The sequence below is a fragment of the Actinomyces graevenitzii C83 genome, assembly GCF_000239695.1.
Lineage (GTDB): Bacteria > Actinomycetota > Actinomycetes > Actinomycetales > Actinomycetaceae > Actinomyces > Actinomyces graevenitzii.
This window is the reverse complement of the sequence record NZ_JH470338.1, coordinates 562435-586347: the sequence shown is the minus strand read 5'-3', so window position 1 is coordinate 586347 and position 23913 is coordinate 562435. Positions and strand designations below refer to the sequence as shown.

24 protein-coding genes are annotated in these 23913 nt (G+C 57.7%); 12 read left to right on the top strand and 12 right to left on the bottom strand.

The genetic code is table 11. The features are described 5' to 3' along the window. Nucleotides 1-100: 100 nt before the first annotated feature. From secD to HMPREF0045_RS02555, 3 genes are read left to right on the top strand one after another with little or no spacing between them, the layout of a single operon-like run. Entirely contained in the window at nt 101-1990 is a 1890-nt protein-coding gene (gene secD, locus HMPREF0045_RS02565) for a protein translocase subunit SecD (protein WP_005985207.1), read from the top strand. Continuing rightward, nucleotides 1990-3093, top strand: a complete 1104-nt coding sequence (gene secF / locus HMPREF0045_RS02560) for a protein translocase subunit SecF (RefSeq protein ID WP_005985205.1) — start codon at nt 1990-1992, stop codon at nt 3091-3093. Before secD ends, secF begins: the two co-directional genes overlap by 1 nt. Further along, a complete protein-coding gene (locus HMPREF0045_RS02555; protein ID WP_005985203.1) occupies nt 3094-3642 on the top strand; it encodes an adenine phosphoribosyltransferase in 549 nt (182 codons plus the stop codon). A gap of 92 nt (nt 3643-3734) precedes the next feature. Here the strand turns inward: HMPREF0045_RS02555 and HMPREF0045_RS02550 are convergent, their stop codons facing one another. After that, complete coding sequence (locus HMPREF0045_RS02550; protein ID WP_005985201.1) at nt 3735-4571, bottom strand: hypothetical protein; 837 nt, start codon at nt 4569-4571, stop codon at nt 3735-3737. A gap of 120 nt (nt 4572-4691) precedes the next feature. Here HMPREF0045_RS02550 and HMPREF0045_RS02545 point away from each other — a divergent pair, with 120 nt between their 5' ends. Continuing rightward, nucleotides 4692-7040 carry a RelA/SpoT family protein gene (locus HMPREF0045_RS02545; RefSeq protein ID WP_005985199.1) on the top strand — a complete coding sequence of 783 codons (2349 nt, stop codon included), beginning with the start codon at nt 4692-4694 and terminating at the stop codon, nt 7038-7040. 650 nt (nt 7041-7690) lie between these two features. Here the strand turns inward: HMPREF0045_RS02545 and HMPREF0045_RS02535 are convergent. After that, nucleotides 7691-9169 (bottom strand): DUF349 domain-containing protein, encoded by a 1479-nt coding sequence (locus tag HMPREF0045_RS02535; RefSeq protein WP_005985196.1) that lies wholly within the window; start codon nt 9167-9169, stop codon nt 7691-7693. Nucleotides 9170-9374: 205 nt separating this feature from the next. On the opposite strand from HMPREF0045_RS02535, the gene HMPREF0045_RS02530 reads away from it, so the two are divergent. From HMPREF0045_RS02530 to HMPREF0045_RS02520, 3 genes are all read left to right on the top strand, one after another. Continuing rightward, nucleotides 9375-10139, top strand: a complete 765-nt coding sequence (locus tag HMPREF0045_RS02530) for an MBL fold metallo-hydrolase (protein ID WP_005985193.1) — start codon at nt 9375-9377, stop codon at nt 10137-10139. Nucleotides 10140-10261: 122 nt separating this feature from the next. Next, nucleotides 10262-11641, top strand: coding sequence for a histidine--tRNA ligase (hisS, locus tag HMPREF0045_RS02525; protein WP_005985191.1), 1380 nt, complete (start codon nt 10262-10264; stop codon nt 11639-11641). A gap of 32 nt (nt 11642-11673) precedes the next feature. Then, complete coding sequence (locus HMPREF0045_RS02520; RefSeq protein WP_005985190.1) at nt 11674-12813, top strand: hypothetical protein; 1140 nt, start codon at nt 11674-11676, stop codon at nt 12811-12813. Between the two features lie 9 nt (nt 12814-12822). Here HMPREF0045_RS02520 and HMPREF0045_RS02515 read toward each other — a convergent pair whose 3' ends face one another. Continuing rightward, nucleotides 12823-13185, bottom strand: a complete 363-nt coding sequence (locus HMPREF0045_RS02515; protein WP_005985188.1) for a hypothetical protein — start codon at nt 13183-13185, stop codon at nt 12823-12825. A gap of 115 nt (nt 13186-13300) precedes the next feature. Between HMPREF0045_RS02515 and HMPREF0045_RS02510 the strand changes: the two genes are divergently transcribed. Next, nucleotides 13301-13651, top strand: a complete 351-nt coding sequence (locus HMPREF0045_RS02510; RefSeq protein WP_005985186.1) for a hypothetical protein — start codon at nt 13301-13303, stop codon at nt 13649-13651. 68 nt (nt 13652-13719) lie between these two features. Here HMPREF0045_RS02510 and HMPREF0045_RS10905 read toward each other — a convergent pair whose 3' ends face one another. Further along, a complete protein-coding gene (locus HMPREF0045_RS10905; protein ID WP_231196700.1) occupies nt 13720-14061 on the bottom strand; it encodes a glycoside hydrolase family 66 protein in 342 nt (113 codons plus the stop codon). Then, on the bottom strand, nt 13971-14582 hold the full coding sequence (locus HMPREF0045_RS11290) for a carbohydrate-binding protein (protein WP_231196667.1): 612 nt from the start codon (nt 14580-14582) through the stop codon (nt 13971-13973). Before HMPREF0045_RS11290 ends, HMPREF0045_RS10905 begins: the two co-directional genes overlap by 91 nt. On the opposite strand from HMPREF0045_RS11290, the gene HMPREF0045_RS02500 reads away from it, so the two are divergent. Then, nucleotides 14581-14868 carry an IS3 family transposase gene (locus HMPREF0045_RS02500; protein ID WP_231196666.1) on the top strand — a complete coding sequence of 96 codons (288 nt, stop codon included), beginning with the start codon at nt 14581-14583 and terminating at the stop codon, nt 14866-14868. The genes HMPREF0045_RS11290 and HMPREF0045_RS02500 overlap by 2 nt on opposite strands. 9 nt (nt 14869-14877) lie before the next feature. On the opposite strand, the gene HMPREF0045_RS02495 is transcribed toward HMPREF0045_RS02500, so the two are convergent. From HMPREF0045_RS02495 to HMPREF0045_RS11210, 6 genes are all read right to left on the bottom strand, one after another. Next, on the bottom strand, nt 14878-15093 hold the full coding sequence (locus HMPREF0045_RS02495) for a DUF305 domain-containing protein (protein ID WP_269146530.1): 216 nt from the start codon (nt 15091-15093) through the stop codon (nt 14878-14880). A 45-nt stretch (nt 15094-15138) separates the two neighbouring features. After that, nucleotides 15139-17163 (bottom strand): copper-translocating P-type ATPase, encoded by a 2025-nt coding sequence (locus tag HMPREF0045_RS02490; protein WP_040315664.1) that lies wholly within the window; start codon nt 17161-17163, stop codon nt 15139-15141. 261 nt (nt 17164-17424) lie between these two features. Beyond that, the gene (locus HMPREF0045_RS09965; protein ID WP_005985176.1) at nt 17425-17721 is read right to left on the bottom strand and encodes a heavy-metal-associated domain-containing protein; all 297 of its coding nucleotides are present in this window, start codon (nt 17719-17721) and stop codon (nt 17425-17427) included. 134 nt (nt 17722-17855) lie between these two features. Then, nucleotides 17856-18101, bottom strand: a complete 246-nt coding sequence (locus tag HMPREF0045_RS02480) for a heavy-metal-associated domain-containing protein (protein WP_005985174.1) — start codon at nt 18099-18101, stop codon at nt 17856-17858. Nucleotides 18102-18116: 15 nt separating this feature from the next. Further along, the gene (locus HMPREF0045_RS02475; RefSeq protein ID WP_005985172.1) at nt 18117-18407 is read right to left on the bottom strand and encodes a metal-sensitive transcriptional regulator; all 291 of its coding nucleotides are present in this window, start codon (nt 18405-18407) and stop codon (nt 18117-18119) included. Nucleotides 18408-18702: 295 nt separating this feature from the next. After that, nucleotides 18703-18819 carry a hypothetical protein gene (locus HMPREF0045_RS11210; RefSeq protein WP_330932955.1) on the bottom strand — a complete coding sequence of 39 codons (117 nt, stop codon included), beginning with the start codon at nt 18817-18819 and terminating at the stop codon, nt 18703-18705. Nucleotides 18820-18922: 103 nt separating this feature from the next. Between HMPREF0045_RS11210 and HMPREF0045_RS02470 the strand changes: the two genes are divergently transcribed. From HMPREF0045_RS02470 to HMPREF0045_RS02460, 3 genes are all read left to right on the top strand, one after another. Then, complete coding sequence (locus tag HMPREF0045_RS02470; RefSeq protein WP_155813072.1) at nt 18923-19537, top strand: hypothetical protein; 615 nt, start codon at nt 18923-18925, stop codon at nt 19535-19537. Nucleotides 19538-19643: 106 nt separating this feature from the next. Then, nucleotides 19644-20015 (top strand): hypothetical protein, encoded by a 372-nt coding sequence (locus HMPREF0045_RS02465; RefSeq protein WP_155813071.1) that lies wholly within the window; start codon nt 19644-19646, stop codon nt 20013-20015. Between the two features lie 183 nt (nt 20016-20198). Continuing rightward, entirely contained in the window at nt 20199-21368 is a 1170-nt protein-coding gene (locus tag HMPREF0045_RS02460) for an IS3 family transposase (protein WP_231196665.1), read from the top strand. Nucleotides 21369-21449: 81 nt separating this feature from the next. Here the strand turns inward: HMPREF0045_RS02460 and HMPREF0045_RS02455 are convergent, their stop codons facing one another. Then, entirely contained in the window at nt 21450-23789 is a 2340-nt protein-coding gene (locus tag HMPREF0045_RS02455; RefSeq protein WP_005985167.1) for a DEAD/DEAH box helicase, read from the bottom strand. Nucleotides 23790-23913: the final 124 nt, after the last annotated feature.

The window sequence follows — 23913 nt, the reverse complement described above, 5'->3', positions numbered from 1 at the left end:
TAGTCTCAGCTGTGGCAATTGGTCCCCTTAACTTAACGGCACTGCGGCTAGCGTTAAGGGGAACTGACCAGTCACAACCGATTCTAGGAAGAGACACCCCGTGTCCAAATATAAAACCAAGCACGCAGGACGTAGCTTACTAACGTTCCTGCTAGTAATCGCCATTGGTTTCGGCGCGCTAATCATTGGTTCCTTTACCGGTAAAACCAAGCTAACGCCCGGGCTAGCGCTTGACCTGGAAGGCGGTACGCAGCTAATCCTCACGCCAACCACCACCGATGGCCGCCAGGTTACTGACAACGACCTTAACCAGGCCATCAATATTATTCGCCAACGTGTTGACGCCTCGGGTGTGGCCGAAGCTGAAATTTCACGTCAGGGTGGAAGCAATATTGTGGTGGCACTGCCGGGTAAGCCCTCCCAGGAAACCCTGGATCTAGTGCGTTCTTCCGCAGTGCTTTACTTCCGTCCGGTTATTCGGGTCTACAACGCCAATGCGCAAACCATTGCTCAGGCCCAGAACCAGGCGATAAAGGCTGCCGCCACCGCCAAGGCCACTGCTAAGGCAACCGCTAAGGCCACTGGCAGCGCGACGGCGTCGCCGGCTACCCCTGCGGCGTCGGCTACTGCTGCGGCCACCCCCAAGGCAACCCCCACCCCGGTCACTGCCACCCAGTTGGCTACCCGTTATGCGGATGTAAACCAGAACGGCAAGATTGACACTACGCCGCTGACCGCCACCAGTAATGACGCCTCATCAGACGCACAGATCAGCGAAAAAATGATCTATGACGCCCTGATGCTGGACTGCAAGAACCCCAAGAACCTTAAAGGTGGGGCGCAAGACCCCAAGAAGGCTGTTATTTCCTGTGCTCGTGACGGCTCCGGCGCGGTCTACATTCTGGGCCCGGCTGAGTTGAAGGGAACTGACCTGACCAGCGCCACCTCGGCACTGGAGCAAACCAGCCAGGGTTCAAACACTAACCAGTGGATTGTGTCCCTGGAATTTAACAAGCAGGGCACGGCAGACTTTTCCAAGATTTCTACCCGCCTACTGCAGTACCGCAACGACAAGACCGCCCCGCAAAAGAACCAGTTCGCCATTGTGCTTGACGGTTTGACTGTTTCGGCTCCCGGTATTGAGTCGGCTATTACCGGTGGTAAGGCGCAGATCTCTGGTGGTACCAACGCCAACGGCACCCACGGCTTTACCCAGGCTGCCGCCAACTCGCTGGCAAACCAGCTGTCCTTTGGTTCCTTGCCGCTGAACTTCACGGTACAGTCTGAGCAGCAGATTTCCGCCACTTTGGGTAGCGAACAGCTACAAAAGGGTCTTATTGCCGGTCTGATCGGTTTCGTACTGATCATCATTTACCTGGCTTGGCAGTACCGAGGCCTGGCTAGCGTGGCCGTAGCCTCCCTGCTGGCTGCCGCCGCCCTGACCTACGTGGTTATTGCCCTGCTGAGCTGGGGGATTGGCTACCGCCTGTCCCTAGCTGGGGTGGCCGGTTTAATTGTGTCTATCGGTATCACTATGGACTCGTTCATTATTTACTTTGAACGTGTACGTGACGAGGTGCGCCACGGTCTGAGCCTGCGCGCCGCCGTCGATGAAGGTTGGGTGCACGCCCGTAAGACCATTATCGTTTCTGACACCGTTAACCTAGTAGCCGCCGTAGTGCTCTACGTGCTGGCAGTGGGTGGCGTGCAGGGCTTCGCCTTCACGCTGGGTGTGACGACGGTAGTGGACTTGGCAGTAATTATTTTCTTCACCCACCCGCTCATGGTGGCCTGCCTGTCTATCGCCTTCTTCGGTCAAGGCCACCGCCTGTCTGGTCTAGACCCTGAGCACCTGGGGGCACGTTCACGCAATGTTTACGGCTCTGGACGCGAAAAGATTGCCGACAACCTCGGTAAATCTTTGGCCCGCGCCAAGCGCGAGGCTAAGCGTGAACAGGATGCAAGCGAGGCTAAGGAAGGAGACAACTGATGGCATCGCTAGCAGCTATCGGTAACGATCTGTATTGGGGTAAGCGATCCTTCCCCTTTGTAGGTAAGCGCAAAGTTTGGTACACCGTAGCCCTATGCGCGGTGGCGATCAGCCTACTGCTGGTGGCCACGGTGGGTCTAAAGCCCGGTATTGAATTCTCCGGGGGTAGTGAAGTCACCATCACCGCGCTCTCTAACCCCAAGGAAGGCCCCGCTAATGCGGTGCTACGCCAGCAGGGGTTAACCAACGGCGCGCGTGTAACCACCACCGGTTCTTCCTCGGTGCGTGTACAGACTCCTGCCTTGGATAAGGCCAAGCTGAATAAGCTTTCCGCTGGCCTGGCTAAGGCTTACAACGCTAAGGCCGCCGACGTAAACGCCACCACTATCGGCCCCACCTGGGGTAAGGATGTTACCGCTAAGGCCGTGCGTGGTCTGCTAATTTTCTTCGTGCTAGTGGGCGGCCTGATTTGGGCTTACTTCCGCACTTGGAAGATGGCAGCCTCGGCGCTGATTGCGTTGCTGCACGACGTCGTGATCACCGTGGGTATTTACGCGCTAAGTGGCTTTGAGGTTACCCCGGCCACAGTAATTGGTGTGCTAACCATTTTGGGTTACTCCCTCTACGACACTGTGGTGGTATTCGACAAGGTTCGCGACAACACCCGCGACTTTACCCGTCAGCACCGTGCCACCTACGCTGAGCTGGCTAACCTGTCTATTAACCAGACTTTCGTGCGTAGTATCAACACCTCTGTGGTGGGTGTGCTGCCGGTAGCCTCGATTTTGTTTGTGGGTGCTTTCATCCTGGGCGCGGGTACTCTGCGCGATATTTCGCTAACTCTGTTTATCGGCATGATTGCCGGTACACTATCTTCTGTTTTCCTGGCTACCCCTATGCTGGTGGACTTGCGTGGGCGTGAAAAGGAAATTAAGGAACACGACGCCAAGGTGCTGCGCGAGCGTAAAGCTAAGCGTGAAGCAGATGGTGAAACTGTGGACGGCGACGACGCAGCAGATGACACTGTCTATGCTGCCCCGTTAACTCCCGGTCACCACCTAGGTGTTAAGGCACAGCCCAAGAAGAACAGGAAGCGTCGCTAAATGAGCGTAACCCCCATTCCCGCAGAGCTAACCGATCTGGTACTAGATAATCTGCGCGAGATCCCAGACTTCCCTGAACCGGGAGTACTGTTTCGCGATATCACCCCGTTGCTAGCTAACGGTAAGGCTTTCAAGCAGCTTATCGATGGGCTCGCCGAGCACTACCGGGGCCGCATTGATGCTGTGGCCGGCCTCGAATCGCGTGGATTCATCCTGGCTGCCCCGCTGGCTACCGCACTTGGTATCGGCATGTTGACGGTGCGTAAGGGCGGCAAGCTACCTGGACCGGTTATCGGTGTTGACTACGCCCTGGAATACGGCACTGCCCGGATGGAACTGCGTCCTGACAGTGTGCATGAGGGTGACCGAGTACTGGTGATCGATGATGTTATGGCTACCGGCGGTACCGCCAAGGCCTCGGTCCAGCTCCTTGAGCAGGCCGGTGCCAGGGTAGAGGCGATCTGCGTGCTACTAGAACTTGAGGGTTTAGGTGGCCGCAACGTGATTGACCAATCGATCTTTGAGCCGATTGTGGTTATCGAAGATTAATTGACCGCTTACAAAAGTGCCGGCAAGCTAAAAGCTTGCCGGCACCTTATCTATGCGCACTCTTTAGTGCATTTATGCGCATTACTGTGGGATTAGAAATCCTGCAGCTGATATCGCGCGATTTGTACCTGACGCTGCTTTTCTTTCAGTGCGTGCACACCGCTCAGCGGGAAGTACTCGGGGGATACCTGCGTATATCCCTTAGCTAGGCCCCAAGCCCAGATTCGGTTAATTTCGGCTACTAGCTTGGACTCAGCCGCATTGGTGCCGGTACCTGAAGATACCAAACCAGGCAGTAGGTGAGCACCAGAGCCATCTACCAGCAGACAGTTGCAAGTGTGCGGCATAGTGGCTTCTTTAACCGGGTTAATCTCGCGTCCAGAGACGGAAGCGTAGAAAGCCGTGCGTGAGTGAGGCCAGGGCACATGCTGACGCGCAGTGCCGGTAGAGATGTGGAAGCCGGTGGCGTTAATAGTGAGCTTAGTGTTTGCCAACACAAAAGCTGCAAATAGCAAAAAGAGGCTAAGGATTAAACAAATCACCAGCACTACCGTGTCGGTGGTGGTGGCCTTGCCGCCCACTAATTTAGCCGCTGAGCTAATGACAGGAATTAGGAAAAATACGCCCAAACCCAGAGAAATCCACACCCGCGACATGGCGCGGGGGACCTCAATAAAGTCTTCGCTCAGCGGGATAGCAAAGGGCTGACCCAGCTCATATTTGAAAGCCCCCACGGGCGCCGTCGTAGCTGGCTGGGGCGCGTTACCCGCAAACTGAGCTGCGGCTTGAGACTGGCCAGCCCCTAGGCCGCTGCCATCGGCGGTTTGGAACTGGTTGGCCTGCTGAAATTGGCTATCGCCCTGAAACTGGCTACCACCTTGAAATTGTTGATAACCCTGGTTACCTCCAGGCGGATTTGGTTGCGTCATAAGTCAACTCCTTAAATATGTGGCTAGTCCTTATAACTAAGTAACAGCTTAGTAAATATCCAAGTAATTTGGTTGCGCGGCAAACGTGCCATATGGGCTATTACACACTAGACTGTGTTTATGGGAGAGACGTCGAACAACAGTGTTGGGGAAAGTGTAGTTCCTGGCTCGCGTGTACGTAGTGCGCTGGCCCGCTTTGGGACGCGTGCTCATTCGGTGCCACCAGCGATTGAGCCAGTGATCACCGCTTTTAAAGCTAATAATCCGAAGATGGATTTCACCCTCATTTTGCGTGCCTATGAGGTAGCCAGGCGCTGCCATGAAGGGCAGGTGCGTAAAAGCGGGGAGCCTTACATTACCCACCCAATTGCGGTGGCTACGATTCTGGCTGAACTGGGGATGCTGCCTAAAACCCTGGCCGCAGCTTTGCTGCATGACACGGTTGAGGACACTGACCTCACCTTAGATGATCTGCGTGCACAGTTCGGTGATGAGATTGCCCTACTAGTAGATGGAGTCACCAAGCTAGACAAGCTGCAATACGGTGAGGCCGCCAAGTCGGAAACCGTGCGCAAGATGATCGTAGCTATGAGCAAGGACATCCGTGTCCTGTTCATTAAGCTAGCTGACCGCCTACACAACGCCCGTACCTGGAAGTATGTTCCTGCCCAAAATGCAGCTGGTAAGGCCCGCGAAACTCTAGAGATTTATGCCCCTCTGGCACACCGCCTGGGCATGAACACCATCAAGTGGGAACTTGAAGACCGTTCCTTCAAGGTGCTCTATCCCGAGGTCTATGACGAGATTGAGCATATGGTGGCTGAGCGTGCCCCGGCCCGTGAAGAATACCTAGCTCAGGTCATTGACATGATCAATGCTGACCTGAAAGAAAACAATATTAAGGGTGTAGTCACTGGCCGCCCCAAGCACTTCTACTCCATCTACCAGAAGATGATTGTGCGCGGCAAAGAGTTTGACGACATCTATGACCTAGTGGCAGTGCGCGTAATTGTAGATACTGAAGCTGACTGCTATGGGGTGCTAGGTATTGTGCACGCACGCTGGACACCTATGCCCGGGCGTTTCAAGGACTACATCGCTTCGCCCAAGTTCAACTTCTACCGCTCGCTGCACACCACCGTGATTGGCCCCAGCGGTAAACCGGTTGAGGTACAAATTCGTACCCACGAGATGCACCGCATGGCTGAGTATGGTGTGGCCGCACACTGGCGTTACAAGCAGAACCCCAACGCCACTAAGGGCTCTAAGGGTAACGAGTTTGAAGTTAACTTCACCTCTGCCAGCTCTGAAATGGATTGGCTGCGTCAGCTGATTGACTGGCAAAAAGATACCCAGGATCCGGCAGACTTCCTCGATTCTTTGCGCTTCGAGATCTCTGGCAACCAGGTTTATGTATTCACCCCTAAGGGTGATGTGCAGGCCCTACCGGCTAAGGCCACTCCGGTTGACTTTGCTTTCTCAGTGCACACTGAGGTTGGTTACCGCACCATTGGCGCAAAGGTTAATGGTCGCTTGGTGCCGCTTAACACTGTCTTGGAAACCGGTGACACCGTAGAAATCTTTACTTCTAAGGCACAAAACGCCGGGCCTTCACGTGACTGGATGACCTTTGTAGCTTCACCGCGAGCTAGGGCCAAGATTAAGGCCTGGTTCTCTAAAGAACGCCGTGAAGAAGCCATTGAACGCGGTAAAGACCAGATCGCCAAGGCTATGCGCAAGCAGAACCTGCCTCTGCAGCGGATCATGACTCATGATTCGCTGATGGCAGTGGCACAGAACCTGAACAAGGGCGATATTGACGGTCTTTACGCAGCAGTTGGTGACTCCCACATTTCCGCCCAGCACGTGGTGGAAAACCTGGTGTCCACTTTGGGAGGAGAAGCCGGCACAGAAGAATCTCTATCTGAAGCAATGCTGCCTTCGCGTGCTTCAGACGAAGCTAAGATTATCCGCCCTGGTGACACTGGTGTGATTGTAGACGGGATGCAGGAGGGTGATGTTTACGTAAAGCTGGCCCGTTGCTGCACACCTATGCCCGGAGACCCGATTGTTGGTTTTGTAACCCGCGGTAACGGTATCAGCGTACACGCAGCTAACTGCGTAAACGTGTCTAACTTTGAGTCTCAGCCAGAGCGCATAATTGGGGTTTCCTGGTCCCAAAATGCTCACGCTACCTACAATGTGCAAATTGAGGTTGAAGGTTTAGACCGTCTTGGCTTGCTAGCTGATGTTACCCGGGCTATGGCAGATGCTCACATTAACCTGGTAGAAGCGGTTATGGGCTCCAAGCAGCGTGATCGCGTAGTTAAGCTTTGGTTTGTGGTAGAGCTGGCTGAAGCTGCGCACCTAGATGATGTGCTAACGATCGTGCGCAAGATTGACGGTGTCTATTCTGCCCGCCGCACTACCAGTTCCAAGCGTCCTAGTCGAGATGACGGCGGGGAGTAGCTCGTTAATTAACTGCTCTAGCCAGCCATTGCGGCTACGGCCGCGCAGATAGTTAAAAGCAGTTAGCAATCTGCTGCGGTTAGCCCCATGGCGACAAGCGGTGAGGATAACTTCATGGCCCTGTGCGCGTCCAGCGTGCAGGGCCATTTCTAGTGCAGCATGTTCTAAACAAATGCAGGGCACTGAAGCAATTTGTATATACTGGCTGGCAGGTAGTTGGCGGCGCACCATGTCTACGCTGCGCCAACTTGAACGCGCTAGGTTGGCACAGACCTGTAAACGCTGCGGTGGGTTTTCGCCGGTATACACCCACCAGGCGCTAGCACCAAAAATATAGGTGTATTTAGGTAGCTTGGGGGAGAGCAGTAAAGCCCGCTGCGCGCAGGTGGTAAGCAGATAATTAGGGACTCGTTTACCCAGTACGCTAGTAAAACAGACACTGTCTAGTGTGTTGCAGCGTAAAACCTGCGTCTCCGTAGTGTTTAAAGCAGTTACGTTAGCTTCCAGGTCGGGTGGGCCATAGGCAATGTATTCCATAACCCGATTGTCATACTAAGTAGTTATCTTAAATAGTCTTTAACTGTGTTTGTGGATAACTAAAGCCGGTGGATCAAGTGACCCACCGGCTTTAGCGTGGCTATATGTAGCTATCAGGCCTTAGCGGAGCGACGTACCTGGTCCAGCCAAGCGCGGCGGGCGCTTAGGGCAGCTTCGTGCTCAGCAATAGCCTTGGCCTTGCCCTCAGCCTTAGCCTTTTCAAGCTTGGCTTCCAGATCTGCGATCGAGGCCTCAAGCTGTCCGGCCAAGCCCTCGGCGCGAGCCTTGGTCTCGGGGTCGGTGCGGCGCCACTCGTTACGCTCAGCCTCGCGGATAGCTTCCTCGACGGCGCGCATACGGCCCTCAATGCGGCGCATAGCGTTACGCGGCACGTAACCTACCGCCTCCCAGCGGTCCTGGATCGGACGCAGAGCGCGCTTAGCAGCCTTGATGTCCTTAATCGGCAGTAGAGCTTCAGCCTGAGCAGCCAGCTCTTCCTTAACCTTAAGGTTGGCGGTCAGCTCAGCGTTTTCCTTAGCGTCCTTCTCCTGGCGAGCCTTGAAGAACACCTGCTGGGCGGCGTGGAAACGCTCCCACAGGGCGTCATCCTGGCGGCGGGCAGTGCGGCCAGCCTGCTTCCACTCGCTCATCAGGTCACGGAAACCACGTGAACCGCGCTCCCAATCAGTGGTGGTAGATAGCTCCTCAGCGCGCTTGATCAGCGCTTCCTTCTTAGCAACTACCTGCTTGTTCTTCTCGTCAAGCTCGTTGAAGAACTGGCGGCGGTTACGGTCAAGAGTGCTGCGGGCGCCAGAGAAACGCTGCCACAGGGCATCCTCAGTGGCGCGGTCCAGGCGCGGGCCGCGCTGCTGGGCAGCCTTCCACTCGTTGAGGATTTCACGCATACGAGTCATGGAGTTACGCCAGTGGGTCTTGGCCGGGTCCTGGCTAGCGAGAGCCTCAGACTCTTCCACTAGCTTGGTGCGCTCAGCCAGTGCCTGGGCACGGGCAGCGGCGCGCTCAGCCACCACAACTTCGCGGCGCTCCTTGGCTACTGCCTTGAGGCCATCGAACTGGGCGCGTAGACCATTTAGGTCACCTACGGCGGCAGGCTCCTTCAGGGCCTTGCTAAGGCTCTTAACCGTGGAGTCAATGTCGCGCACGCTCAGGTGAGGCAGGCGGGTAGCAAACAGGGCTACCTGCGCCTTTAGGTCTAGGTAGCGACGGATGTAGAAGGCCATCGCCTCAGCTACCGGAGCACCGGGGAACTGACCAACTAGACGTTCACTGTCGCCGTCTTGGACGTAGACGTTACCCTCGCCATCAACGCGGCCCCACTTGGAGGCAGCCAGGGCTTCTTCGGGATCTAGCGTAGTCTCGCTCTGCTTGGCAGCTGCCTGGCCCGGCTTAGCTTCCTGCGCGCCAGCCTTGTCGGCAGGGGCGGAATCAGCAGCCTTAGCAGCTTCGCTCTCGGCGGGGGCAGCCTGGGGGGCGTTGGTGGTCTCTTCGCCAGCAGGGGCGGGCGAAGCCTCCTGCGGTGTTGAGGATGCAGCCTGTTGTGCCTGATCGGTCACGGGAGTCTGCTCACTCATGGGTATGCTCCTTATAGAATGTGTTACGGCGTCGGTAAAAAGCACCGTAGCTAGTTGGCTAAAAGCCTGAGAATGTGCACGTAGCATGGCGTAAAGCCATACAGGGTTAAAGTCTACGCTATTTAGAGCTAATTCTCCCGTTCAATTAGCCGTGTTAACGCTGTGCTTGGCCGCCAGAGCTAGTTTCATGCTTTAGGCTGGAGGCATGCTTTTACACCGTATGCCCCCTGCCGTCCTAGGCTCAAACTGTTATGTGATCGTGCCTGCAGGTAAACGCGGTGCCTTGGTAGTAGACCCCGGGGCGGGCGTAGCTAGCGGCGTCGTCGAGTTTTTAAAAACCAACGAGCTGACCTTGGAAGCAGTGCTGCTAACCCACGGACACGCTGATCACTGCTGGGATAGTGCCGCTGTAGTAGCAGGCATGGGGCAGGAACAATGCCCGGTGTATGTGCCCAGCCCAGATCTGTATCGACTAGATGATCCGGAGGCTACCACCGGTATCTATATGCGCGGCCGTGGCTTTAGTGCCCTGGCGGGTACCCCTTGGTGCCGTCCGCTTAATGTGGTGGCGCTACCGCAGCGGGCTTATAGCGACGGCGTCGAGCTGATTAGTGGCCTGCCGGTGCGGGCCGTGGCCGCCCCCGGGCATACTGAAGGCTCCTCACTATTCCTAACTGTGGCTCAGATGGATGCCAGCCACGAACTACTAGCCGAAGCTGAAGTAGAAACCAGCGGCACCCAGCTGCTAGCCCTAACCGGTGACGTGATTTTCAAGGGCTCGGTGGGTCGCGATGATCTGCCCGGCGGCTCCCACCAAGACATGCTAGGTTCGCTGCGTTTTCTAGCTAGCGCCATTGACCCGGCCACCGTATTACTACCTGGCCACGGCGCAGCCACCACTATGGCTCATGAACATCATGCCAATCCCTATATGCATGAGGCTAAAACTTTCGGCGGCGAGTTGGACTAGTAGCAACGAGCTGGACTAGTAACAAACGGCGCTCAGACACGCTTACAAGCTACAAATAATGCCAACTGAGCTTGGCAACAAACCCAAAATAAATACAGTTAAAACTTAAGTAGGATTAAATCATGGCAAAAACTTCGCTTTCCGGTTTCCCCGAGTGGCTACCTAGCCAGCGGTTGATTGAACAGCACTTCCTAAACGTTCTACAAAACACCTTTGAGCTGCACGGATTTAGCTCTATTGAGACTCGTGCAGTAGAGCCGTTAAGCGAATTGACGCGTAAGGGGGAGACCTCTAAGGAGGTTTACCTGCTGTCTCGTCTGCAGGCCGCTCCGGGTGAAAACGAGGACCCGCGTAAACAGTTGGGGCTGCACTTTGACCTGACCGTACCCTTTGCCCGCTACGTGCTTGAGTACGCCGGGCAGCTGACTTTCCCCTTTAAGCGCTACCAGATCCAGAAGGTATGGCGCGGCGAGCGTCCCCAGGAGGGGCGTTTCCGTGAGTTCATCCAGGCTGATATTGACGTGGTGGGTGACGGCAAGTTGCCGCTGCACTACGACGCCGAGCTGCCCCTAATCATGCACGAGGCCCTTAGCGCTCTGCCTATCCCGCAGGTGCTGCTGCACGTGTCTAACCGCAAGGTAGCTCAGGGTTTCTACACCACCATTGGGGTTGCGGAAGAATCTCTAATTGAGGTGCTGCGCGTGGTGGATAAGCTTGACAAGATCGGCCCTGAGGCAGTGGCTCAGGAGCTGGAAGAAAATGTGGGGCTAAGCGCCACCCAGGCACAGTTGGCTTTGCAGATGGCTGGTATTACTGCCAGCAACGGCGAGGAGTTAGAAGAGAAGCTGCGTGCCCTGCTAGAGCAGGCGGGTCTGGAAGCTAATGAGCTGCTTGAGCAGGGCATTGGTGAGCTAGCTGGTGTGCTGGAAGTGGCTGCGCGACGTCGCCCGGGCGCCCTGATTGCCGACCTTAAGATTGCCCGTGGCTTGGACTACTACACCGGTACGGTTTATGAGTCTGAGCTAATTGGTCACGAGGATCTAGGTTCTATCTGCTCCGGTGGTCGCTACGATTCTCTGGCCTCTAACGGCAAGCGTTCCTTCCCCGGCGTGGGCCTGTCGATTGGGGTTTCGCGGTTGCTGGCCAGGGTTATCGGCGCTGGCCTGGTGCAGGTTAGCCGCCCGGTGCCCACGGCGGTACTGGTGGCGGTTACCGACGAGGCTTCGCGTCCGGTTTCTGAGGCGGTGGCCGATAAGCTGCGTGCCCGAGGGATCTGCGCCGATGTGGCCCCCACTGCCGCTAAGTTCGGTAAACAGATTAAGTTCGCTGATAAGCGCGGTATTCCCTTCGTGTGGTTCCCAGCCGGGGTGGATGAGGCCGGCGCTAACGGGGCCGATTCGGTTAAGGACATCCGCTCTGGCGAACAGGTTGAGGCCGACGCCGCCACTTGGCAGTGCCCCGAGCAGGATCTGCGCGTGCAGGTAGTACCGACACAAGCCTGAGATTGACGCTGTGGTAACTACTAGGTGAGAAAATGTTTAACTTTCGACGCAAACCTGGAATTACCACGGCGCAGGATTTAGCTGAGCGCCTAGGGCAACTAGCTCAGCTAAGCGATCGAGTAAAAGTAGCGGTGCCAGGTTGGCAAGCAACCAGCCTGGCCCGCCAGATCAGTGCCATGGATCAGCTGCTAGTGCAGGCTAATGCGGGCTTAGCTCAAAATGACGACGCAGAGTGCGGGCAGCTTTTAGACCAGCTACGTAGCGTTGCGAAAGACACGGCCCAGGCACTTAGCGCAGCCAGTGGGGTGGTACAAGCAAATACTGGTGAAATTGAAGCTGAACTATTAGCCCGTGCTGGCCAGGTAGCTGGAGTAGAAAACCGGGTAGAAAAAGCTCGCGAAGAATACTTTAGGCAGGCTTGGCCCCAAGTAACCTGGCCGCTAGCACGCGGCTGGGTGGCAATGCGCCTCAAAGCTGAGGCGCCAACCAAGGCAGAGGTACCCGCCAAAACTGAGCGGCCTAGTAAAAGGTGGGCTCGTCTTTTTAGTGCCTCTGAAAGCAGCAAAAACACTGGTAGCGCTAGTACAAATGAGCAAGCCGACCATGCTGAGACAAGGGCTGCGAAGGAAACAGAAACTAAATCGCTAGACGCTGTCTATAAACGGTTGGTTAAGGCTAATACAGCAGTATTGCCTGCGCCTTGGGCTAGTAAAGTAAACACCGAGCTAGATGCGGCCTACCCGGATTTAGTGCTTGAACTTAAAGCCGCACTAAATACACCCGGCCAGCGTCATTTACCAGCGCCACATTGGTGGAAGTGGGCTAAAGCCTGGCAGTGGACGCTATACATAATTATGTTGGCGGGCCTAATTTGGTGGGGCATGAATACGCTACTTGAACGTTTACTTTTGCCAACCTTACCGATGCCTCATATTGGAGTTATGCCGTTGGCTGTAGTAGCGCTACTGGCCGGTTTAATACTGGGGTTAATAACCACTTGGGTGAATTATCGACTAGTTAAAGCCGGCGCCTACCGGCGTGCACGTAACCTGCGAAGCTATCTAAATAGCCGAGTAGAAGATGTTTTGCAAGCCAAGCTGTACGCCCGGTTGGAAAGTCATATAGCTGAGCACGTGTCGCTAATAGCCTTAGCTAATGCGCTAGCCGAATAAGCGCGCCAATTAAATCGGTTCCGTAAAAACTTGGGTTAACCAAATAGTTGTGGCCCGGCGCAGTTCATGTGTCGGTGCGGCCCAGAGCGCGTCCACCGATAGGGGGAACCAGGCGCCCGACGTGCCCACGCCAGCAATGATGCCTGCTGTGATGATGACGAGGATGGTCGCGGACAGGATGACGCCGCGTAATACCCGCTTCATGCGGACGAGCGAGACGGACAATGACTCCCACCTGCGGATATTGTCTTCTAGTTTATAGGTTGATCTGCGGACTTGAGTGACGCGGCTGGGGAGTGCGATGGGTTCCTTGCGAGCTGTTTTTCTGACGTTGAAGCTGATAGTCTGAACCAGCTGGAAGAAGTCACGCATCCGCAGCGTCACACCGAGGCGACCGCGTCGGTGCGTGTGGCCCCTACTTCGCCGGTGTGCGCGCGAGCCGATCGCGCGCATCCGAGATAACTGAGATCTTTAAGGAGATACTCCCATGGGTATGCATTCCACGACGCAGGCATTCCAGTTCGACGTGCCGTTCGAGCAGCTGTTCCAGCTCGCCATCCCGGCCGCGCAGTCCGTTCCGAAGGCGACCGTGATGCTCGCCGACCCCAACCGTCGGGTTGTCACCTTCGACACCCCGATGAGCATGATGTCCTGGGGCGAGAACATCGTCGCCGGTTTTATTCCCTCCGAGGGCAGCACCGTCGTTGAGGTCACCTGCACGACCAAGGGTCTGCCCAACCTCATGCAGGACAGGCGCAACCGCAAGATGATTGCGCAGTTCGTGACCGCTCTGTCCAACCTCGCGCAGACCACCGCTGTGGAGGTCGCTCGCTCCTGACGGCCCGTGAGCGTCAGGCTCGGCCCCGGCCTCGTTGATTCATGAACGAGGCCGGGGCCGAGTCCTGGTCAGCGCGTGAGCCCGCGCGTGCCCAGCGAGGAGCCGCCCACCACGTCTACGCAACGATCACCGATGCGCAGGTTGATCAGGTGCAGGGCCGTGCCCACGTCGGAGGTCATCGTGTTCGCCCAGATCGTGTTCGCGGCCCCATCCGTCGACGTCGGCAGGCTCACGCCGCCGGTTGAGATCTCGACCTGGCGTGTCAGATTGTCTCCGTAGAGCAGATTTTCGTACGCAGTGGAGATGTTGTAGTAGTTCTTTATCCACGCCTGGAGGTCCATGGACATGGAGCGCCCAGAGTTGACGAAGAACTCGTTGTCGAGCATGCGCCCGTAGTCGCCGAGCTCCAGGTGGTGCGCGCCGTTGGCTGCGAATGCTGCGTCAGCGAGCTTGATGGAATACGAGTTGAACTCGCGCGAGGTGATGCAGTCGATGTTGACGGGCGTGTACGTTTGATCGCCCGGACCCAGAAGGAGATCGTGTGGACGCCGGGCGTGAGCTCGACAGTTTCGGTCATCTCCTTCCACGTGTCATAGCTGCCTGTCGCATCGAAGTGCACGTACTTGATGAGCTTCTGCGTGGGCTGACCCATATCGAGGATCATCTGGTGGTAGGCGGGGTCGTCATCCTGTCTGGCGTAGCGCGTCACAAGCGTGACGGTGCCGCCCTGGCCGGCGTCAATCGTGAAGGTGACGGCGTCGCCGCCCTGGTAGAAGTCGCCCGCGTAGGCGGCGACGATCTGCGGTTTGTTCGCCGACTTGTCGCGCGCGCCTTGCAGGTAGGAGGCGACCTGCTGGTTTGTTTCGTTGTGGTCCCAGAGCTCGGTGTAGATGTACGAGTCCGAGGATGGGCCGATCTTGCACTCGGACATGGGATGGCAGTACCAGCACGAGACCTACATCAGAACGCTCGCCGATAACGGTTTCATCCAGAGTATGTCACGCAAAGGCAACTGCATCGACAATGGCGCCACTGAGCAGGTCTTCGGGCACCTCAAGGACGAGTTTTTTCGCGGCCGAGACTGGCAGACCTTCGAGAGCTTCAAAGCCGACCTCGATGCCTACATCACGCACTGGAACACAACACGACGCCAAGTAAAGCTCGAGGGCCTGACCTCGGCAGAATACCGGGACCAGGCCCTCCAGCAAGCCGCATAACGGCTACCATTAAACGCGTCCAAGTTTCGGGGCGTAGTTCACAATAACCCCCTGGGCAAACTCCACGACCTGGGCGAGGATACCCTCCTTGGCCAGGAGCATCTCACTCATCGCCACGGCCTGCTGGTGATGGGGGATCATCATCTGGGCAAACATGATGTCCGCGTCGTTGTAATCGGCGAAGATCTCCCCGTCCGCCTCAGTCGTCGCCATGGTGGTCTCGATCGTCTCAGCGGTAGTCGTCGCAGTGCTGGTGGCCGAGGTGGTGGATCAGTGGACGGCGGTGGATGCCGGAGTAGGCGTGGTGTGTTCCTCCTTCGGACTGGTGGGAGCCAGGCGGGCCGGGTCCAGATCAATCCGGCGCAGCAGCTGAGCGTTAAGCGCCACCACAATCGTCGACAGCGACATCAACACCGCAGCAGCAGCCGGGGGAAGCAGAATGCCGCTAGAGGCGAGCACGCCGGCGGCCAGGGGCACGGCCAAGATGTTGTAACCGGACGCCCAGATGAGGTTCTGGATCATCTTGCGGTAGCTGGCCTGCGAGAGCTCAATCATCGACAACATTGCCCGGGGATCGTCACTGGCCAGGACCACTCCGGCGGATTCCATCGCCACATCCGTGCCGGCCCCGATGGCAACACCAACCTCGGCGCGGGCCAGGGCCGGGGCGTCGTTGACACCGTCGCCGACCATGGCCACGCTCAGGCCACGCTCCTGTAACTGGGTGACCTTGGTGTCCTTGTCCTGGGGCAGAACCTCGGCGAAGACCTCATCAATCCCCAGGTCCTGGCCAACCGCATGGGCCACCTGCTGCGCGTCACCGGTGATCATCGCGACCTTCACCCCGCGGTCCTGCAGGGCTTTCACAGCGGCGCGGGATTCGGGGCGGATCTTGTCCTCGACGGCCACCGCACCGATAATCTGACCGTCGCGGACAATATGGAGCACACCGGCCCCACGCCCGGTCCAGGCGCTGGTGGTGTCGGTGAGCTCGGCCGGGGTGGTGAGGTTGAACTCGCGCAGCATGTTCGGCCCGCCCACGAGGATCTCAGCGCCATCGACAGTGGCCCGGACCCCCCGGCCGGAGGCGGCGCTGAAACCAGTTGCACGGATTTGCCGACGAGAGGCCTCGGGATGGGCGGCCGCGGCCGCCACGATGGCGCGGGCCACGGGGTGCTCGCTGTCGGCCTCCGCGGCGGCGGCCAGGGCCAGCAGCTCGCCCTCGGTGACGCCGACAGCTGCCGCGACACCGGTGACCGTGTGCGCACCCTCGGTCAGGGTGCCGGTTTTATCGAAGAGCACCACGTCGATGGAACGCATCCGCTCGAGCGCCATCCGGTCCTTGATAAGCACCCCGGATTTCGCGGCCCGCTCGGTGGAGATCGCAATGACCAGCGGAATCGCCAGGCCCAGGGCGTGCGGACAGGCGATGACCAGCACCGTGACCGTGCGCACCACGGCATCGTCCGGGCTGCCGATGATGGTCCACACCACCGCGGTGATCAGAGCAGAGATCAGCGCGAACCAGAACAACGCCGCCGCCGCCCGATCCGCCAGGGCCTGAGCCCGGGAGGAGGACTCCTGTGCGTCGGCAACCATGCGTTGGATCCCGGCCAGGGCGGTGTCCCCGCCGGTAGCCTCCACCCGGACGCGGACGGTGTTGTCGGTGGCCACGGTACCGGCGACCACCTTGTCACCGGTGTCGCGGAAGACGGGACGGGATTCACCGGTGATCATCGCCTCATCGAATTCGGCGGCTCCGTCGATGATGGTTCCGTCGGCCGGCACCCGGGCACCGGCCCTCACTAGCACGACGTCGTCGACGACCAGCTCGGAGGTGGCCACGGTGCGGGTGGTCCCGTCGACGACTTTCTCGGCCTCATCCGGCAGCAGGGCAGCCAGCGCGTCAAGCGCGGAGGACGCACCCCCGAGAGCGCGCATCTCCAGCCAGTGGCCCAGTAGCATGATGGTCACCAGCAGGGCCAGCTCCCACCAGAAGTCCAGGTCAAAACCGCCCAGCCCCAGAGTGGTGACCCAGGAGGCGACAAACGCCACGGTGATGGCCATGGCAATCAGGAGCATCATCCCGGGTTGGCGGGATTTCAGTTCCGTCCATCCACCCTTGAGGAAAGGCGTTCCGCCGTAGACGAAGATGATCGTGTCCAGTACCGGGGGAACCCAGGTGGATCCGGGGAATACCGGGAGGGGGTAGCCGAGCAGGTGGGCGACCATGGGGCTGAAAATAACGACGGGAATGGACAGAATCAGCGACCACCAGAAGCGTTCCCGAAACATTGCGGTGCTGTGCCCGGCGTGTTCGCCGTGACCATGAACGTGGTGGTCTTCGTCCAGGGCAGAGTGCGGGTGACCGTGGGGCATCGCCTGGCCGTGGGTGTCGGCATCTGCGTGGTGTTCGTGGCTGGCATGATCCGGGTGGTGGGTGTGGTCTGTTTCCGGAGCGGGGTGATTACCATGGTGATCGCCGGAATGGTGGGGAGTGCTCATGACGTTCCTTTCGCTCAACCCGGTCGGGGTCGAGATGATGGGTGAAATCGATCAGGATAAGACGGTGTAGCTGGTCGCCTCGATAGCCCGGCGAACCATCTCCGGAGGTACGACACCGGTGACCGTGACGGTGGAAACACCACCAGCAGCGAGATCAACCTGGACGTCGTCGACCTGGGGGAGGGCCTGAAGGGCCTGGGTCACGCTTTTCGCGCAGTGCCCGCAGGTCAGGCCGGTGACCTGGTAGCTAGAGGAGGACCCTCCTGCTGACGAGTCGCTGGCGGCAGGGATGGAGACGGTGTCGGCACGTGAGGCAGGTCCGCAACAGCTGCAGCCGTGGGAGGTCATCGGCAAGAGGTGGTAGTTGTACGGTTGGGGGTCACGGAATCAGTGGACATAGGTACCCTCCGGGGGTATGTATCAGGTGAAAGGAAACGAGGCCGGGAAAGTGCCCCGACCTCGTCGGTGAGGCGTGGAAAACCTCAGAAGTCGCGCGAGATGCCGACCAGCGTGTAGCCAGCCTCGGACACCGCGTCGCTCAGCGCCGCGTCGTCCAGGGGGGTGTCGGTCAGGACCGTCACCTTGGAGGTACCGCCCGAGTTAAGGATCACGTCGACGTTCTTCACGCCGGGGATCTCGCTCAGCTCTTCGCTGACGCTCATGACGCAGTGACCGCAGGTCATGCCGTCGACGGACAGTTCAATGGTGCGATCGATCTCGGTGGTCACGGTTTCTCCTTGGGGTTAGGACTTGATGAGGCGCGCGATGGCTGCGGCCGCCTCGTCGACTTTGGCCTGCGCGGCCTCGTCGGATTCGTGCGCCGCCGTGACGACGCAGTGGTTCATGTGGTCTTTGAGCAGGTTGACCGCGACCGAATCGAGCGCGGACTGGACGGCGGAGACCTGCGTGAGGATGTCGATGCAGTACTCGCCCTGCGAGATCATGCGCTGCAGGCCGCGCACCTGGCCTTCGATGCGGCGCAGGCGCGCGAGATGATTCTCGGTGTTGCCGTGGTATCCGTGCTCGTTGCTCATGGAAGTGATAGTACCCCTAGGGGGTATGGGTGTCAAGGGGATGTCGTCAACGAGCGCTGTGGGGGTGGCGACACGCATCCCCCAATGCGGCGTGCCCAGCCCCGGCCCGCCCCCGAGGATCTCAGCGCCATCGACAGTGGCCCGGACCCCCCGGCCGGAGGCGGGACGGGGAGGTGATCATGGGAAAGCTCCTACGGGTCGGTGGGATGCGGCGATGCTGCTCTCCGATATATACCCCCCAGGGGTATATGTTCAAGGGGTGGAGGGCGCGGCCCTCACGCGGGGCAGGGCGTGGTCACCGAGCAGCCGCCTCACTGTCGGGAGGGGACAGCTGGAGGCGGAGGGCAAACACCGCTCCGCGACCGGGTCCGGGGGAGGTGGCGGTGAGAGTGCCGCTGTGGGCCTCGATCAATGCCTTGGAGATGGTCAGACCGATACCGGCCCCGCCGTTGTCCCGACTGCGGGCGGCACAGAAGGCGGCTAAGGCGGGGGCTCTTGCGTCGAAGTGGAATACGGTGAAGACTTCTGTAGCTACACAGGGTAGAAACTTGGGGGCTGTTATGAAAGAGTCGAGGGTCGTAGAAGATATTGTAAAGGATGCGCTGTCTGGCGGTGTTAATAATGTGACGGCATATTATATGGATGATAGCGTAAAGGACAAGAGTTTGATGGGCGCTATTGGAATGTTTGGTACTGGAGCTATTTCTTCTGCTGCAGGAGCCGTTTTTGGCGGTAATTTGAAAACCAGATTTAATGTGAATGGCTATAGCGCATCTGACGTACTTGAGCGTGGACGCTTTAAAAATGGGGCAATTAATGGAATGGTTGATGTTGGATCCGGGATGCTAAAGACAACAGTGCAGTATACCCCCGAGGCGTGGATTGAAAATAAGGAAATACAGCCAGGAGAACTGAAAGATAAGATGGTTAAAGGAGCTGTCAAGGATTTCTCGAAATCATATTTGAAATCTTCTGTAAAGATGGATGCAGGCGTTGCTCAGAAGTATCGTACATTGGGTCAATATTATGCATATCGTGCGGCCGATACGGTTGCTAATCCGGCAGGTGCCTTGGATCGTGCAGTTGAACAAATTCTCCCAATAGAATTGATGAAGAGAGTTGATTGGTAATAGTATTTGTCGCCAATAATGCAAACTAAATTTGAATCTAGAAGGGAACTTTAAAGGAGGTGCGCTTCTTATGTTGCGAGCTATAAAAACCATGTTAAATAAGACTATGCACGATATACGTCAGGAGCGAGAAGTTATTATTTTTGCGTTATTTATCATTGCTATATTTTTATATTTAAATTACTCAGTTCACGACGATAGCCGTGGAGCATATGCCATTTGCACCGTCGAGAAAACCTATATAAAAGATCGCGGCGGAACTACAGTTAGCGGCATGCTTGATACCAGTCCTGTTGGTGTTTTTGAAACGAAAGAATGTGGGGAAGTTATTATGTATAATGCCCCAGATGGAAAGAGAGTTCCGGAATATGTCGCTTCAATTCAAGTAGGTAAGAAATATAAGGTTCATAAACTGAATGATGATGCTAATGTTGAAAAGAATTTCACGTCGACTCGTCTTGAAGAGGTTCAAGAATAGCGCTTATTACGTTTATTAAGCCGAAAATAGTTGAACAGGAAAGCCCCTGGGCTGAGAGATTGCCTCTTGAACTGCCTCCAGTTTCTTGGACATCAAAAATGAAGTCCAGGAAACGGGAGGCTTTTCATGTCTATAAATCAGGGGTTAAGACACGATCGTTCGCTTCGAGAGCAGGCAGCGCAAATGTTCGAGAGAGGATTCGGCTATGGTCTAACCGCCAGCAGGCTTGGTGTGTCCGCCGCGACTATGAGAGAGTGGCAAAAGATGTACCGCGTAATCGGGAGGGACGGGCTTCTTGCCATGGGAGTAAAGCGGACCAGATACGACTATGAGACCAAGGTTGCCGCAGCCAGGGCCGTGGTTGACGGTGGGATGAGTAAGCCTGAGGCGATGGTGCGTTTCGGTATTGCGAGTGCGACACCGTTGAAGCAGTGGTGCAGGCTGTACCGGCAGGGCGGCGCACAGGCGCTCCCAAACCGGGACAAAGCCCTAGTGATCGCCGAGCTTTCAGGGCATGGACACGCGGTGGGTGATCTCCTCGAGGCGGCCGGCCTTGCCAGGTCGAGCTACTACTACGCGCTGGCTCACCCCCAGCAGCCAACTAGAGCGCAGCTACGTCCCAAGGTCGCCCAGATCTTTTCGCGTACCCCCAACGGGTGCGGTCACAGACAGGTAGCCATGTGCCTACGTGCTGAGGAAGGGGAACGCATTGCTGACAAGACGGTCTTGAAGATGATGCGCGAGATGGGGTTGCGCTGCGGCATACGCCGCGAGAGGGCCTACCACAGGTACAACTCCTACAAGGGATCCGTGGGACAAAGCTTCGCAAACATCATCGGCCGCGACTTCACAGCCGATGGGCCCTGGCAGAAATTGGGTACCGACGTCACCGAGTTCAAGCTCTCCTTCGGTAAGGCCTACCTCGCGCCGGTCTACGATTTTGCCAGCAAAGAGATCGTGGCCCACTCCATCTCCATGCGCCCCAACCTCGCTCAGCAACAAGAGATGCTCCAGATACTCATGGACGCCAAACCCGAAGGGGCCGAGCCGATCTTGCACTCGGACATGGGTTGGCAGTACCAACACGAGACCTACATCAGAACGCTCGCCGATAACGGTTTCATCCAGAGCATGTCACGCAAAGGCAACTGCATCGACAACGGTGCCACCGAACAGGTCTTCGGGCACCTCAAGGACGAATTCTTCCGCGGCCAGGACTGGCAGACCTTCGAGAGCTTCAAAGCCGACCTCGATGCCTACATCACGCACTGGAACACAACAAGACGCCAAGTAAAGCTCAAGGGCCTGACCCCGGCAGAATACCGGGATCAGGCCCTACAGGAAGCCGCATAACGGCTACCCATTTAAAGCGTCCAAGTTCCGGGGCGCAGTTCATTTAGGCGCCGGGCCACAATTTTTAGGTATCAGTAACGCTTAGTAGCGCTTGGAGCGGCCATAGCCGCCACGGTCGTCGCGCTTAGAGCCGCGCTGGTAGCCAGAGCGCTCGTCACGGTAACCGGAGTAGCCACCGCGCGAGTTGGAACGCTCGTTAAAGCGCCCGCCGCGGTCTTCGCGCTTGAATCCGCGATCCTCACGCTTAAAGCCGCGATCGTCACGCTTGAAACCACGGTCCTCACGCTTAAAGCCACGATCGTCACGCTTGAACCCGCGATCGTCACGCTTAAAGCCACGGTCATCGCGCTTGAACCCGCGATCGTCACGCTTGAAACCACGGTCCTCACGGTCATAGCGACCCTCTTCGCGACGTGGACGGTAAGCCGAACGGCCGCCCTCAGAATCGGCGTCGTCGCGCATACCCTTAGCCTTGTGGCGATCGTTCGGGCCGCTCCAGCCGTGACCGGGACCCTCGTCGGGGCGAATACGCAGCTCACGGCCAGCGAAGGTGGCCTTACCCATACGCTGCAAAGTCTGCTCATCTAGCGGCGCATAGATAGTGACCAGCGAGAAAGACTGCAAAATGTCGATCTTGCCAATGTCAGAGCCGGAAATACCGCCCTCATTAGCTAGTGCACCCACAATTGCGCCAGGCAGAACCTTGTCACGGTGACCCACCTCGACGCGGTAAACCGTGCCGCCCTCATCGTCGCGGCGCGGGGCGCGACGCGGACGCTCAGGCCTGTTTTCGCGGCCAGGACGCTCACGGCCATGCTCAAAACTGGCAGAAATGAAGGTGCCCTCAGAATCTACCTGCACCTCACGGCGCTCCTTGCGGCCAGAGTCCTCACGCTGCCAGCGCGGGCCGTCGTCGCCAACCGCCAAAGCCAGCAAGGTAGCAGCCAAAGTGGCGCTATCCAGGGAAGAAACTTCCTTAGCGATCAGCTCGTGGTAGATGTCCAGGCGTCCCTTTTGGGCGCGTTCATCGGCGCGCTTTAGTAGCTTAGCGGCGCGGTGACGCGACACGTCAGCGGGGGAGGGCAGGGTGATTTCCTCCAGGCGAGCCCCGGTTAGACGCTCAATCTGGCGTAGCTTGCCCTTCTCCTTAGGGGTCAGGAAAGTGATAGCTTCACCGGTGCGCCCGGCGCGGCCAGTACGACCAATACGGTGCACATAGGCCTCAGCCTCACGCGGTACATCAAAGTTAACTACCAGACCGATACGGTCCACATCCAAACCACGCGCGGCCACATCCGTAGCCACCAGCACATCCAAGCTACCCTGACGCAGGCGCTCAATTAGCCGCTCACGTTCACGCTGAGGTACGTCACCACTGATGGCGGCGGCCTGAATACCACGACCAGACAGCTCAATGGCCACATCCTCAGCAGTTGACTTGGTGCGCACAAAGACAATCGCGGCTTCAGCATCAGTCACGGCCAAGATGCGCGAAACCGCACCCACCTTGTGACGGAAAGGCACCACCGCGTAAGACTGCTGCACCGAATCCACAGTGGAGGACTGGCGTGAAACCTCAATACGTACCGGGTCGTTTAGGTGCTCAGCGGCCACCGACTCAATTGCCGGAGGCATGGTGGCGCTAAATAGGGCGGTGCGTCGCTCGGTAGGCAGCGAAGCGGCAATGGTTTCTACATCCTCAGCAAAGCCCATGCGCAGCATTTCATCGGCTTCATCGAGCACGAAGTAACGCACATGGTCTAGTACCAGCGCGCCCTTTTCAATCAGGTCAATTACGCGCCCGGGGGTACCCACAACCACCTGGGCGCCTTCACGTAGCGCCGCAATCTGGGGACCGTAGGGGCTACCACCGTAGACGGCCACAACATCTAGACCACGGCTGCGGTGAGCCATATCGGCAATCGCATCAGCACTTTGCATGGCCAGCTCACGAGTGGGGGCCAAAACCAGGGCCTGTACTTCACCGTCACGGCTGTCTACCTCATTTAGTAGGGGCAGGCCGAAAGCGGCGGTCTTGCCGGTACCGGTTTGGGCTACGCCGACGACGTCGCGGCCTTCCAGCAGCACCGGGATCGCCTCACGCTGAATGTCGGTGGGGCTAACAAAACCCATGTCGGTGATGGCGCGCAGCAAGTCGCGCGGCAGGCCCAGGTCAGCGAAAGTGGGGCCGGTGGGGGTCAGCTCGGCGTCGTCGTCATCTTCACTGTCTGACTCGGGGTCTAGCTCCGGGCGGTCAGTATCGACGTCGTCGGCCTCGTCCTCGTGGTCAATGTCTACCGGGTCGGCCGGGGAAGTGGACTCGCTAGCATCAGCGATGTCTTCAGGCGTGGCCGCGCTGGCAGCGGAGGTGGATTTTAGCTGGGCCTCAAACAGGTCATCTAGGCTAAGGGGATTAGACATACGTATTTCCAATGCGGATCAGCGGAGCGTGGGGATGAGCCTATTACTCACCGCTCTTAACGCACCTCGCCCAGCCACACTTGTCAGTCGTTAACCGACTAAACGCACGCAATTATTCGCAACT